Origin of the sequence: Pseudomonas sp. KBS0707 (assembly GCF_005937945.2) — a bacterium.
Taxonomy (GTDB): domain Bacteria; phylum Pseudomonadota; class Gammaproteobacteria; order Pseudomonadales; family Pseudomonadaceae; genus Aquipseudomonas; species Aquipseudomonas amygdali.
Genome location: NZ_CP041754.1, coordinates 1,099,574 through 1,112,435, shown reverse-complemented (window position 1 = coordinate 1,112,435; position 12,862 = coordinate 1,099,574). Strand labels below are relative to the sequence as shown.

General features: G+C 58.2%; 13 protein-coding genes and 1 tRNA gene. 8 read left to right on the top strand and 6 right to left on the bottom strand.

All coding sequences use genetic code 11. The features are described 5' to 3' along the window. Positions 1 to 214 precede the first annotated feature (214 nt). The 6 genes from FFH21_RS05160 to hemA all read right to left on the bottom strand — a co-directional run bounded on the left by FFH21_RS05160 (position 215) and on the right by hemA (position 5,614). Positions 215 to 733: an acyloxyacyl hydrolase gene (locus tag FFH21_RS05160; RefSeq protein ID WP_011167846.1), complete on the bottom strand. Its 519-nt coding sequence runs from the start codon at positions 731 to 733 to the stop codon at positions 215 to 217. 118 nt (positions 734 to 851) lie between these two features. Then, entirely contained in the window at positions 852 to 1,667 is an 816-nt protein-coding gene (gene murI / locus FFH21_RS05155; protein ID WP_011167845.1) for a glutamate racemase, read from the bottom strand. Then, positions 1,660 to 2,430, bottom strand: coding sequence for a molybdopterin-synthase adenylyltransferase MoeB (locus tag FFH21_RS05150; RefSeq protein ID WP_162885688.1), 771 nt, complete (start codon positions 2,428 to 2,430; stop codon positions 1,660 to 1,662). The genes murI and FFH21_RS05150 overlap by 8 nt, the downstream gene beginning before the upstream one ends. Next, positions 2,424 to 3,257 carry a peptide chain release factor N(5)-glutamine methyltransferase gene (prmC, locus tag FFH21_RS05145; protein ID WP_011167843.1) on the bottom strand — a complete coding sequence of 278 codons (834 nt, stop codon included), beginning with the start codon at positions 3,255 to 3,257 and terminating at the stop codon, positions 2,424 to 2,426. The genes FFH21_RS05150 and prmC overlap by 7 nt, the downstream gene beginning before the upstream one ends. After that, the gene (prfA, locus tag FFH21_RS05140) at positions 3,258 to 4,340 is read right to left on the bottom strand and encodes a peptide chain release factor 1 (protein WP_002552150.1); all 1,083 of its coding nucleotides are present in this window, start codon (positions 4,338 to 4,340) and stop codon (positions 3,258 to 3,260) included. After that, entirely contained in the window at positions 4,337 to 5,614 is a 1,278-nt protein-coding gene (gene hemA, locus FFH21_RS05135) for a glutamyl-tRNA reductase (RefSeq protein WP_002552149.1), read from the bottom strand. Before hemA ends, prfA begins: the two co-directional genes overlap by 4 nt. Before the next feature lie 226 nt (positions 5,615 to 5,840). On the opposite strand from hemA, the gene FFH21_RS05130 reads away from it, so the two are divergent. The 8 genes from FFH21_RS05130 (at position 5,841) to ychF (ending at position 12,765) form a co-directional block, all read left to right on the top strand. Continuing rightward, on the top strand, positions 5,841 to 7,568 hold the full coding sequence (locus FFH21_RS05130) for a tetratricopeptide repeat protein (RefSeq protein ID WP_080164756.1): 1,728 nt from the start codon (positions 5,841 to 5,843) through the stop codon (positions 7,566 to 7,568). Positions 7,569 to 7,572: 4 nt separating this feature from the next. Continuing rightward, positions 7,573 to 8,190, top strand: coding sequence for a lipoprotein insertase outer membrane protein LolB (gene lolB, locus FFH21_RS05125; protein ID WP_011167841.1), 618 nt, complete (start codon positions 7,573 to 7,575; stop codon positions 8,188 to 8,190). 20 nt (positions 8,191 to 8,210) lie between these two features. Next, the gene (ispE, locus tag FFH21_RS05120) at positions 8,211 to 9,059 is read left to right on the top strand and encodes a 4-(cytidine 5'-diphospho)-2-C-methyl-D-erythritol kinase (protein ID WP_004663909.1); all 849 of its coding nucleotides are present in this window, start codon (positions 8,211 to 8,213) and stop codon (positions 9,057 to 9,059) included. A gap of 37 nt (positions 9,060 to 9,096) precedes the next feature. After that, positions 9,097 to 9,171 (top strand) — tRNA-Gln (locus FFH21_RS05115). A 45-nt stretch (positions 9,172 to 9,216) separates the two neighbouring features. Beyond that, on the top strand, positions 9,217 to 10,158 hold the full coding sequence (locus FFH21_RS05110; RefSeq protein ID WP_002552145.1) for a ribose-phosphate pyrophosphokinase: 942 nt from the start codon (positions 9,217 to 9,219) through the stop codon (positions 10,156 to 10,158). A gap of 124 nt (positions 10,159 to 10,282) precedes the next feature. Then, entirely contained in the window at positions 10,283 to 10,894 is a 612-nt protein-coding gene (locus FFH21_RS05105) for a 50S ribosomal protein L25/general stress protein Ctc (protein ID WP_002552144.1), read from the top strand. Between the two features lie 164 nt (positions 10,895 to 11,058). Continuing rightward, the gene (gene pth, locus FFH21_RS05100; protein WP_003317127.1) at positions 11,059 to 11,643 is read left to right on the top strand and encodes an aminoacyl-tRNA hydrolase; all 585 of its coding nucleotides are present in this window, start codon (positions 11,059 to 11,061) and stop codon (positions 11,641 to 11,643) included. A 21-nt stretch (positions 11,644 to 11,664) separates the two neighbouring features. Continuing rightward, complete coding sequence (gene ychF / locus FFH21_RS05095; protein WP_004663905.1) at positions 11,665 to 12,765, top strand: redox-regulated ATPase YchF; 1,101 nt, start codon at positions 11,665 to 11,667, stop codon at positions 12,763 to 12,765. The last annotated feature ends 97 nt before the right edge of the window (positions 12,766 to 12,862 follow it).

Genomic DNA, 12,862 nt, shown 5'->3' with positions numbered 1-12,862 from the left:
CGGGGGCCGCCGCACCGGGCCATCCTTGGCCCGGTGCAGCTTGCTCGGCGTGCTGCCTCGCATCCCCCGGATCAGCGTCAGAGCTCAGCCGTCACTAACGTCGCACTCTGCGTTGTCAGTGCCATCGCGATAAAAAAGCATTTTATGCGCAATGGCTTTTGGGCAGGGCATTACGTTGTGCTGCAGCGAAACGTTGGCACGAATGCCAGTCAAATCAGAACGGCATCTTGTAGTGCAGTGCGTAGCTTTCTATACCGTCGTTCCGCTCTTTGATGCCTGCGTTGGAATAGTGAGTCGCGCGGATGCCGACTTCATGCCCGCCCGCGAAGCGCAGACCGAAACCAATGCGGTCTTCGAAGTTGAAGGCAGAACCGAACTTGCGATCTTCAACCTGGGTGTTGGAGAACACCGAGACGCCGATACCGGCTTCTACGTAAGGCTTGACGTTGCCGTTGCCGAACTCGTAGACCAGAACCGGGGAGAACGACAGGCTGTGGTTATCCTTGTAGTCCTTGCCATCCCAATAGGTGTAAGCGCCATCCCAGTAGCCGGTCAAACGGCCGATGTCGCTTTGCAGCCAGGTTTTATCCCAATCGAACTGCACGCCCAGACGATAAGTCATGGTCGACTCGCCGGTCTGACCGACCGAAAACTCAACACCATCAGCCTGCGCGATTGAAGCTTGCCCTGCCAAAGCGGCCGCAATCACGGCCAGGCAAAAGAGTCTCTTCATGAGAAACGTCCTAAATATATTAAATTGTACGAAAAGTGTTGGAATTCATCAGCCGCTTTTATAGAAGCCGCTGAGGCGACGTTAGTTCACCCCAAAAGCGCCTTTTTTCACGTTTTTTTTACAAACGGAAGCTTCTCACATTGCCAGGACTTTGCGACAAAAAAGGTAGGATTTTTCTGAAATTGTCCGGTATGTCACTAGACCAATACATAGTCTCTCGCGCGGTGCCAGTGGCAAGAAGGCTGGAACGCGACAAAAGACGCTGTAACTGACGCGCTACCGCAGCCCCGGTGTCGATCAGGGTGACCGACTCGGGAAGCATCTCCCGCAACAAAGGTTTGAGAAACGGGTAGTGAGTACAGCCCAGAATGATCGTGTCACAGCACGCTGCCAGCAGCGGCTCGACATAATGCAGCAGCAATCGACGGATTTGCGGACTGAGCAGATCACCGGTTTCGATCAGTTCGACCAGACCTGGGCACGGCTGGGTCACTACCCGAACATCGTTGGCAAATCGGTCCAGCAACGCCGCAAACCGGGCGCTTTGTAGCGTTCCGGTAGTCGCCAGCACACCGACAACACCGCTGCGGGTCGCCTCGGCAGCAGGTTTGACAGCAGGTTCCATACCCACAATTGGCCAGTCCGGGTAGCGTTGACGAATGTGCGCCACACCCGCCGCCGTCGCGGTGTTGCAGGCGACGACCAGTGCCTTGGCACCCTGCTCGCGGAAGAATCCCGCAATTGTCAGGCACCGTTCGGTAATGAATTCAGGGGTCTTTTCGCCATAAGGAATATGTCCGCAGTCCGCCAGATACAGCAGTGACTCGCTGGGCAGCAACTGGCGGATTTCATTGAGCACTGACAGGCCACCGACCCCGGAATCAAAGATTGCGACAGGCGCATCGCTGGCATGGCTCATCTGCATGTCAGGCATGTTCGCTCTGCCCGCTTGCTGCACTGCAAACGCTGCACGCCGGGTCGCGCTTGACTTTCAGTTCACGGAAACGGGTACTCAAGGCATCAATCAATAACAGTCGCCCGACCATTGGCTCGCCAAAACCGGCCAGCAGCTTCAAGGCTTCGAGTGCTTGCAGGCTGCCAACCAGGCCAACCAGCGGCCCGATGACACCGGCCTCGCTGCAGGTCAGTTCGGCTTCGCTGCCGTGACCGTACAGGCAGTGGTAACACGGGCTGTCCGCACGACGCGGATCGAACACCGATAACTGTCCTTCAAGCCGAATGGCAGCACCGCTGACCAACGGCTTGCCGGCAGCGAAACAGGCGGCATTCACCGCTTCGCGGGTGGCGAAATTATCCGAGCAATCCAGCACCAGATCGACAGCCTGCACCGCCGCCTCCAGTGAGTCGGTATCCAGCGCTGAGCGATGGGCGACGAGAGTGATCTCGGGATTGATCGCCTTGAGTCGGCCCAGAGCCGAATCTACCTTGGCCTGTCCGATGCTCTGGGTATCATGAATGATCTGGCGTTGCAGGTTGGTCAGGTCGACGTGATCAAAATCCGCCAGATGCAGTTCACCGACCCCTGCGGCGGCCAGATAAAGGGCCACCGGCGAACCAAGCCCGCCGACGCCGACGATCAGCGCGCGACTTTGCTTGAGGCGCAGCTGGCCGTCGATATCAACGTGTTGCAGCAGAATCTGGCGACTGTAGCGCAGCAGCTCCTGATCACTCAGCACGGCTTGCATCCGAACGTGATGCGCTCGTGCTCACCCAGATCACGACGAGTCTGGATGCGCTCGAAACCATGACGGATCAACAGTTCGCGCACCGCCGGGCCTTGATCGTAACCGTGCTCCAGCAGCAGCCAGCCATCGGCGCTGAGGTGCACCGGCGCATCGGCAATGATCGTGCGCAAATCGTCCAGCCCGTCGGAACCGGCAGTCAACGCGCTGCTCGGCTCGAAACGTACATCACCGGCCGACAGATGCGGATCAGCGTCGGCGATGTACGGCGGGTTACTGATGATCAGATCAAACTGCTGCCCTTCCAGAGCATTGAACCAGTGGCTGTTGAGCACTTGGGCGTTATCCAGTTGCAGACGCTGGCGGTTGCGTTCGGCCAGCGCCACCGCTTCAGGCACACGGTCGACCGCTGTGACTTTCCATTGTTGGCGCTCGTTGGCCAGCGCCAGCGCAATCGCCCCAGTGCCGGTGCCCAGGTCAAGTACCTTGGCAGGCGCGAACGCAGGCACCAGTTCCAGCGCTGCCTCGACCAGCATTTCGGTCTCTGGCCGCGGGATCAAGGTATGTGGCGCTACTTCCAGATCAAGCTTCCAGAAACCTTGCTGACCGAGAATGTAAGCCACCGGTTCGCCCGTGCGTCGACGCTGCAAATAACCTGCAAAGGCCAGCGCAGCCTCGGTGCTGACGATGCGCTCAGGCCAGGTGTGCAGAAAGCTGCGCGGTTTGCCCAGCGCTGCCGCCAGCAGCAGCTCTATGTCGAGCCGCGCGGTCGGTGAATCGGGAAGCTCGGCGCTTCTTAACAAACTTGCGATGATGGTCATTTACTCACCCAGTGCCGCAAGTTGATCAGCCTGATATTCAGCGAGTAGCGGCTCTATCACTGCATCGACCCCGCCCGCCAGAACTTCATCCAGCGAATACAGCGTCAGGTTCACGCGGTGATCCGTCACTCGCCCTTGAGGGAAATTATACGTACGAATACGCTCGGAACGATCACCCGACCCCACGAGCAGCTTGCGCTCGCTGGCGATGGCGTTGGCCGCCGCGCTGGTCTGCTGATCATTCAGTTTGGCAGATAGCCAGGACATTGCCCGGGCCCTGTTCTTGTGCTGCGAACGCTCTTCCTGGCATTCGACGACAATACCCGATGGCAAGTGGGTAATGCGGATCGCCGAGTCGGTTTTGTTGACGTGTTGGCCACCGGCCCCTGAGGAGCGATAGGTGTCGACACGCAGGTCGGCCGGGTTGATCTCGATCGCCTGTTGCTCGTCAGGCTCCGGCAGCACTGCAACCGTACAGGCAGACGTGTGGATGCGACCCTGCGACTCGGTCTCGGGCACGCGCTGCACACGGTGCGCGCCGGACTCGAATTTCAGCTTGCCGTAGACACTGTCACCTTCAACACGCGCAATGACTTCCTTGTAGCCGCCATGCTCGCCTTCGTTTTCGGACAGAATTTCCACCCGCCAGCCACGCCGCTCGGCGTAACGCGAGTACATGCGAAACAGGTCGCCGGAGAAGATCGCGGCTTCATCACCGCCGGTGCCCGCACGGATCTCCAGAAACACGTTGCGGCCGTCGTTCGGGTCCTTGGGCAACAACATGCGCTGCAATTGCGCTTCCAGCTCGACCAGTTGCTGTTTTGTTTCGCGAACTTCCTCGACGGCCATTTCGCGCATGTCCGGGTCGCTGTCCTTGAGCAGCGCCTGCGCGCCCTCCAGATCACCCTGCACCCTGATCAGCTGTTGGTAAAGCGCAACGACCGGCTCCACTTCGGCGTACTCACGGGAATAGGCGCGAAAGCGTGTCTGATCGCTGATCACTTCGGCATCGCCGAGCAGCGCGGTCAGTTCCTCGAAACGGTCGCTGAGGACATCCAGCTTATTGAGCAGTGAAGCTTTCATTGCGGGGTTTTATCCGTCGAGCCCTCACCGAGGGCAAAAAGTTCCTGGGCCATGGCCAGCGCATCGACGCGACCTTCGGCAGACAGCTTCTTGAGCTGCACGCTGGGTGCGTGCAGCAATTTGTTGGTCAGACCACGTGCCAGCTGGATCAATACGTCCTCGGCATTGCTACCGTTGGCCAGCATACGTTGCGCCTTGCTCAGTTCTTCGTCACGCAGCCGTTCGCTTTGCTGACGATAGGCGCGCAACACATCGACCGCCGCCAGTTCGCGCAGCCGCGACATGAAGTCTTCGGCCCCCACGCTGACCAGCTGCTCGGCAGCCAGCGCAGCCCCCTGGCGACTCTTGAGATTTTCTGCCACCACTTCGTGCAGATCATCAACGCTGTACAGGTAAACGTCGTCCAGTTCGCCGACTTCAGGCTCGATATCCCGCGGTACGGCAATATCGACCATGAAAATCGGTTTGTGCTTGCGCAGTTTCAGCGCACTTTCCACGGCCCCCTTGCCCAGGATCGGCAACTGGCTGGCGGTGGAGCTGATCACGATATCGCTGTTGACCAGCTCGGCCGGGATATCCGACAGCAACACCGCATGGGCACCGAACTCGGCAGCCAGCATGCTGGCGCGCTCCAGCGTACGGTTGGCAACCACGATACGCTTGACGCCCAGGTCATGCAGATGCCGGGCGACCAGAGTAATGGTCTCGCCCGCACCGATCAACAAGGCCTGACTGCGTTGCAGGTCACTGAAAATCTGTTTGGCCAGACTGACCGCGGCGAAGGCCACGGACACCGGGTTTTCACCAATTGCAGTGTCTGTACGCACCTGTTTGGCAGCGCTGAACGTGGCCTGAAACAGACGTCCCAGTAACGGCCCGACCGTTCCGGCCTCGCGCGCAACGGCATACGCAGACTTCATCTGGCCGAGAATCTGCGGCTCGCCGAGCACCAGGGAGTCGAGCCCCGAAGCGACACGCATCATGTGTCGCACGGCGGCATCGTCCTCATGGACGTAAGCGCTGGCGCGCAGTTCTTCCAGGCTGAGGTGATGGTAATTGGCAAGCCAGGCAAGAATGCTGTCCGCACCGAGATGCTCGTGCTCGATGTACAACTCGCTGCGATTACAGGTTGAAAGAATCGCAGCCTCGCGACTTTCGGTCAGGTGGCAAAGCTGCTGCAACGCCTCCACCAACTGTTCCGGGGTAAATGCCACGCGCTCGCGAACGTCGACCGAGGCGGTCTTATGATTGATACCGAGTGCAAGGAAGGCCATTCAGGGTCGCAGGTGGTGACGTGAAGCCGGTAATTGTCCTACTTCAATAAGCTCAGAACAACCACCACATATTATTGTCCCACTACAATCGATCGTCACAGCCTGCGTTTTCAGGCTCGCGACACTGCAAACACACGCATTGCATCAGTTTTTCCGACGGCTGTGGGTTTTGCCAACAGCCTTGTGTCATGATGCTCCCACCGCAGGTAAGCCGCCCTTCTTATATATGAATAGATCCTCCGCGTTGTTCCTTGCTCTTGCCTTTCTAGGCGGCTGCCAGTCAATGGCCCCCGCCTCGTCACAGCCCGTGCCCGCTCAGAAAGACGCCCCTCCCGCGCCTGAAGCCAAGCCGAAGGTCTATGGTTCGTTCACTCAGGACACCCTGGTCAGCCTGTTGAGCGCGGAGCTGGCCGGCCAGCGCAACCGCTTCGACATCGCCCTGGATAACTACGTGACCCAGGCGATCAAGACTCAGGACCCGGGGGTCTCCGAACGCGCCTATCAGATCGCCGAATACATGGGCGCTGATCAGTCTGCGCTGGAAACCGCGCTGATCTGGGCAAGAAACGCACCGACCGACCTTGAAGCGCAACGCGCCGCAGCCATTCAACTGGCGCGCGCGGGACGTTACGACGATTCTCTGGTGTACATGGAGAGAGTCCTGCAGGGTCAGGGCGACACGCACTTCGACTTTCTGGCACTGTCCGCGGCCGAAACCGATCCGGACACCCGCAACGGCCTGCTCAAAAGTTTTGATCGGTTGCTGGGCAAATACCCGAACAACAGCCAGCTGATTTTCGGCAAGGCGCTGTTGCTTCAGCAGAATGGTGACGCCGAACAGTCGTTGAAGCTGCTGGAAGACAACCCGCCCAAAGAAGGTGAAATCGCGCCCATCCTGCTGCATGCCCGTCTGCTGCAAAGCATGAACCGGGGCAAGGAAGCGGTGCCCCTGCTGGAAAAAAGCATCAAGAAATACCCGGACGACAAACGCCTGCGCCTGACGTATGCGCGCATGCTCGTCGAGCAAAACCGCATGGAAGACGCCAAAGTGCAGTTTTCCGCCCTTTTGCAGCAATATCCGGACGACGACGAGCTGCGCTTCTCGCTGGCTCTGGTGTGCCTTGAAGCCAAGGCCTGGGACGAAGCGGCTGGCTACCTGGAAGAACTGATCGCCCGTGGTGCACACGTCGATTCAGCGCATTTGAATCTGGGTCGCATTCACGAAGAACGTGAGGACCCGCAAAGCGCGCTCAACGAATACGCTCAGGTCGGACCGGGCCCGGACTTCCTGGCGGCTCAATTGCGCCAGGCCGATATTCTGGTCAGCAATGGCAACGGCGCAGAAGCGGCCAAACGCCTGGCTGAAGCACGTGCCGAAGAGCCCGATTTCGCCATTCAGCTGTACCTGATCGAGGCCGAAACCCTGACCAGCAATGATCAACTGGATCGCGGCTGGCAGGTGCTGAACACGGCACTCAAGCAATACCCGGACGACGCCAACCTGCTCTATACCCGCGCCATGCTGGCTGAAAAGCGCAATGATCTGGCTCAGATGGAAAAAGACCTGCGCAGCATCATCAAGCGCGAGCCGGAAAACGCCATGGCGCTGAATGCACTGGGCTACACCCTCTCCGATCGCACCACGCGTTACGCCGAAGCCCGCGAACTGATCGAGAAAGCCCATCAGATCAGCCCCGACGATCCGGCAGTTCTCGACAGCCTTGGCTGGGTGAATTACCGCATGGGCAATCTGGATGCTGCCGAACGCTACCTGCGCCAGGCGCTCGAACGCTTCCCTGACCACGAAGTAGCCGCACATCTGGGCGAAGTACTCTGGGCCAAAGGCGAACAGCGCGAAGCCCGGAAAGTATGGGCCAAGGCCCTGGAACAACAACCCGACAGCACCGTCCTGCGCAGCACACTGCGACGCTTGACCGGTTCAGAGACCCTTTGACGTTATGTTTTTGCGCCACGTAATCGTATTCAGCCTCATCGCCCTGCTCACCGGCTGTGCCGGTCTCACTTCCCGCGAAGCCGTTCAGGGCAAGGGCGACCCCGCGCAATGGCGCGAACACAAACAGCAACTGAGCAGCCTCGATGGCTGGCAGATCAACGGCAAGGTCGGTATTCGTGCGCCGAAAGACTCAGGCAGCGGCACCCTGTTCTGGCTGCAGCGTCAGGATTACTACGATATCCGCTTGTCCGGTCCGCTTGGCCGTGGCGCAGCACGACTGACCGGCAGGCCCGGCGCTGTCGCGCTTGAAGTCGCCAACCAAGGCCGCTACGAAGCCACAACGCCGGAAACACTGCTTCAGGATCAACTGGGCTGGAAACTGCCGGTTTCCCACCTCGTATGGTGGGTGCGTGGCTTGCCGGCACCGGACAGCAAAAGTAGCGTGACACTCGACGGTGACAGCCGTCTGGCCAGCCTTGAACAGGACGGCTGGCAGGTGGAATACCTCAGTTATGTCGAACAGAATGGCTACTGGCTGCCCGAACGCGTCAAGCTGCACGGTCAGGACCTCGATGTCACGCTGGTCATCAAGGACTGGCAGCCTCGCAAACTGGGGCAATGACCATGACTGCATTACAGGATATGGCCAAGGCCCAGCTGGTTTTGCCTGCTCCGGCAAAGCTGAACCTGATGCTGCACATTCTGGGACGCCGTCCGGACGGCTACCATGAGTTGCAAACCCTGTTTCAGTTTCTCGATTACGGTGACGAACTGGGCTTTACCGTTCGCGAGGACGGCGAGATTCGCCTGCAGACCGATGTCCCCGGTGTCCCGCATGACAGCAACCTGATCGTCAAAGCCGCCCGCGCGCTGCAAAAACAGTCCGGTTGCACACTGGGCATGGATATCTGGCTGGAAAAACGCTTGCCCATGGGCGGCGGCATCGGCGGCGGCAGCTCGGATGCTGCCACCACACTGCTGGCGCTGAATCATTTGTGGCAGCTTGGCTGGGATGAAGATCGTCTGGCGCAACTGGGCCTGACTCTGGGCGCTGATGTACCGGTTTTTGTCCGTGGACACGCCGCATTTGCTGAGGGTGTCGGGGAAATTCTCACCCCGGTTGACCCCGAAGAACCCTGGTATTTGGTGCTCGTTCCGCAAGTCGCTGTAAGTACAGCAGAAATTTTTTCAGATCCGTTGTTGACACGCGACACGCCGCCCATTAAAGTGCGCCCCGTTCCCAAGGGAAACAGTCGAAATGACTGTAAGGCGGTTGTAGAGAGGCGTTACCCAGAAGTACGTAACGCTTTGAATTTGTTAGGTAATTTTACCGAAGCAAAATTAACCGGAACTGGAAGTTGTGTGTTTGGGGCATTCCCAAACAAAGCTGAAGCTGATAAAGTCTCGGCCCTTCTTACAGAGACCCTTACAGGGTTCGTAGCGAAAGGAAGTAACATTTCGATGTTGCATCGCAAGCTGCAAATTCTGTAACAGGAATTGAGTGCCAGGCACTCGATTGATTCAATACAGGGGCGTCGCCAAGCGGTAAGGCAGCAGGTTTTGATCCTGCCATGCGTTGGTTCGAATCCAGCCGCCCCTGCCATTTTCTATACTCATCCAGGTTACCCTCAGCCTCTAGGTACTGCGCGTGTCCAAGATGATGGTCTTTACGGGGAATGCCAACCCCGATCTCGCTCGGCGTGTAGTACGTCAGCTGCATATCCCACTCGGTGATGTTTCTGTCGGAAAATTTTCCGACGGCGAAATCAGCACTGAGATTAATGAAAACGTCCGCGGTAAAGACGTCTTCATCATTCAGCCGACTTGCGCACCAACGAACGATAACCTGATGGAACTGGTTGTGATGGCTGATGCCTTCCGCCGCTCCTCAGCGTCCCGAATCACTGCTGTGATTCCCTACTTTGGTTATGCCCGCCAGGATCGCCGTCCGCGCTCCGCACGTGTTGCCATCAGCGCGAAAGTTGTTGCTGACATGCTCACCGTGGTGGGAATCGACCGTGTTCTCACGGTTGATCTTCATGCTGACCAGATCCAGGGTTTCTTCGATATTCCGGTAGATAACATCTACGGCTCCCCCGTTCTGGTGGATGACATCGAAGACCAGCGCTTTGAAAACCTGATGATCGTTTCCCCCGATATCGGCGGCGTCGTGCGTGCACGTGCTGTCGCTAAATCCCTGGGCGTCGATCTCGGTATCATCGACAAACGCCGTGAGAAAGCCAATCACTCTGAAGTGATGCATATCATCGGTGATGTCGAAGGGCGTACCTGTATTCTGGTCGATGACATGGTCGACACCGCCGGCACCCTGTGCCACGCGGCCAAGGCCTTGAAAGAGCATGGCGCAGCCAAGGTCTTTGCCTACTGCACACACCCTGTGCTGTCAGGCCGGGCGATCGAAAACATTGAAAATTCCGTGCTGGACGAACTGGTGGTCACTAACACCATCCCGTTGTCCGCAGCAGCACAAGCCTGCAGCCGTATCCGTCAACTGGATATTGCGCCGGTAGTCGCCGAAGCGGTTCGCCGCATCAGCAATGAAGAATCGATCAGCGCGATGTTCCGTTAACTGACATCACGCAGACGAAAAGCGCCCCGCCCTGACATCCGGTCAGGGCGGGGCTTTTTTGCCCATACCGCCCAAGCGCTGGTCGCAAACGCAACGGCGGATGTGGTTAATTTGGAGATACAACATGAACGAATTTACCCTGAATGCAGAACAGCGTTCCGACCTGGGGAAAGGTGCGAGCCGCCGCCTGCGTCGTCTCGCCAGCCTGGTTCCAGCTGTCGTCTACGGTGGCGACAAAGCCCCTGAGTCCATCAGCATGCTGGCCAAGGAAGTTGCCAAACTGCTCGAAAACGATGCGGCCTACAGCCACATCATCGAGCTGAACGTTGGCGGCCAGAAGCAGAACGTCATCATCAAGGCGCTGCAACGTCACCCGGCCAAAGGCCACGTGATGCACGCTGACTTCGTGCGCGTTATTGCCGGCCAGAAACTGACCGCAATCGTGCCGATCCACTTCCTGAACGAAGAAGCTCCAGTCAAGAAAGGCGGCGAGATCTCGCACACTACCACTGAACTGGAAGTGACCTGCCTGCCTAAAGACCTGCCTGAGTTCATCGAAGTTGATCTGGGCGCGCTGGAAGTAGGCGACAACGTTCACCTGTCCGAGCTGAAAGCACCTAAAGGCGTCGAGTTCGTTGCCTTGGCACACGGTACTGACCTGGCAATCGCCAACGTCCACGCACCGCGCATCGTCAAAGACGAAGCAGAAGAAGGTGAAGAAGGCGCAGCCGAGTAATTCATTACTTGGTAACGTCGGAGTTGCTCAGGAAACATCGCGAGCGATAGCAGGCAAAGCGGGCGAGATCGCTGAGTTTACATCATGGTAAATGAGCAGTTTTCGCCCACATTGCCGCTGTCGTCAGCGGTTTAACCCTCAACTCCAAAGGAAGAGCCCCTGTCGTGACCGCCATACAACTGATCGTGGGCCTGGGAAATCCAGGCGCTGAATACGAACAGACCCGGCATAACGCAGGGGCTTTTTTTGTTGAGCGTATTGCTGCGGCGCAGCGAGTCAATCTCGTTCCCGAGCGCAAATTCTTTGGCCTGACCGGGCGTTTTACGCATCAAGGTCAGGATGTTCGTCTGCTGATCCCCACCACCTACATGAACCGTAGCGGCCAGGCCGTCGCGGCACTCGCCGGTTTCTACCGTATTCCGGTTGAGTCGATTCTGGTGGCGCATGACGAGCTGGACCTGCCTCCGGGCGTTGCCAAACTCAAAGTGGGTGGCGGCCATGGCGGTCATAACGGCCTGCGCGACATCATCGCGCAGCTCGGCAACCAGAACACATTTCATCGCTTGCGGCTTGGCATCGGCCACCCGGGCGATGCCAGCAAGGTATCCGGCTTTGTCCTGGGTCGAGCGCCACGCGCCGAACAGGAAAAACTGGACGCCAGTATCGACTTTGCCCTCGGCGTGCTGCCGGATATCTTCGCCGGTGAATGGAACCGGGCGATGAAAAACCTGCACAGCCAGAAGGCCTGATATCACTCGAGGGGAAACACCATGGGATTCAATTGCGGCATCGTCGGCCTGCCTAACGTCGGCAAGTCCACCCTGTTCAACGCCCTGACCAAATCTGGTATTGCGGCCGAGAACTTCCCCTTCTGCACCATTGAACCGAACAGCGGCATCGTGCCGATGCCTGACCCGCGCCTGGCGGCCCTGGCAGCCATCGTCAACCCGAAACGCATCCTGCCGACCACCATGGAGTTCGTCGACATCGCAGGCCTGGTGGCAGGTGCCTCGAAAGGCGAAGGCCTGGGCAACAAGTTCCTCGCCAACATCCGCGAGACCGACGCCATCGCTCACGTGGTGCGCTGCTTTGAAGACGAGAACGTAATTCACGTCTCCAACAGCGTCGACCCCAAGCGCGACATCGAGATCATCGATCTGGAACTGATCTTCGCTGACCTCGACAGCTGCGAAAAGCAGCTGCAAAAGGTCACGCGCAATGCCAAGGGCGGTGACAAGGACGCAGTGGTCCAGAAAGGCCTGCTTGAACAACTGATCGCCCACTTCAGCGAAGGCAAGCCAGCACGCAGCCTGATGAAGAGCATGAGCAACGACGAGAAGGCCACCATCCGTGGCTTCCACCTGCTGACCACCAAGCCGGTCATGTACATTGCCAACGTTGCCGAAGACGGTTTCGAGAACAACCCGTTGCTGGACGTGGTCCGCGCCATCGCCGAAGAAGAAGGCGCAATGCTGGTGCCGGTCTGCAACAAGATCGAAGCCGAAATCGCCGAACTGGATGACGGCGAAGAAAAAGACATGTTCCTCGAAGCGCTGGGCCTCGAAGAACCCGGCCTGAACCGCGTCATTCGCGCTGGCTACGAAATGCTGCACCTGCAGACCTACTTCACCGCTGGCGTCGAAGAAGTTCGCGCCTGGACCGTCCGCGTCGGTGCAACCGCACCTCAGGCCGCAGGCGTCATCCACACCGACTTCGAAAAAGGCTTTATTCGTGCCGAAGTCGTGGCCTATGACGACTTCATCCAGTTCAAGGGTGAAGCCGGAGCCAAGGAAGCGGGTAAATGGCGTCTGGAAGGCAAGGAATACATCGTCAAGGATGGTGATGTGATGCATTTCAGGTTTAATGTGTAAGTTGTAGGTAACATTGCAGGTGATTGCATAAGCTTGCTAGAAGGCTTGAAAATTGCTCCGAAAGCCCCATTATATGGGGCTTTCGCGTTTTTATGGG

Coding starts and splice junctions, on each gene's coding strand:
- ispE (WP_004663909.1), top strand. CDS start 8,211: ATGGCCAAGGCCCAGCTGGTTTTGCCTGCTCCGGCAAAGCTGAACCTG.
- prfA (WP_002552150.1), bottom strand. CDS start 4,340: ATGAAAGCTTCACTGCTCAATAAGCTGGATGTCCTCAGCGACCGTTTC.
- hemA (WP_002552149.1), bottom strand. CDS start 5,614: ATGGCCTTCCTTGCACTCGGTATCAATCATAAGACCGCCTCGGTCGAC.
- FFH21_RS05160 (WP_011167846.1), bottom strand. CDS start 733: ATGAAGAGACTCTTTTGCCTGGCCGTGATTGCGGCCGCTTTGGCAGGG.
- lolB (WP_011167841.1), top strand. CDS start 7,573: ATGTTTTTGCGCCACGTAATCGTATTCAGCCTCATCGCCCTGCTCACC.
- FFH21_RS05130 (WP_080164756.1), top strand. CDS start 5,841: ATGAATAGATCCTCCGCGTTGTTCCTTGCTCTTGCCTTTCTAGGCGGC.
- ychF (WP_004663905.1), top strand. CDS start 11,665: ATGGGATTCAATTGCGGCATCGTCGGCCTGCCTAACGTCGGCAAGTCC.
- murI (WP_011167845.1), bottom strand. CDS start 1,667: ATGCCTGACATGCAGATGAGCCATGCCAGCGATGCGCCTGTCGCAATC.
- prmC (WP_011167843.1), bottom strand. CDS start 3,257: ATGACCATCATCGCAAGTTTGTTAAGAAGCGCCGAGCTTCCCGATTCA.
- FFH21_RS05105 (WP_002552144.1), top strand. CDS start 10,283: ATGAACGAATTTACCCTGAATGCAGAACAGCGTTCCGACCTGGGGAAA.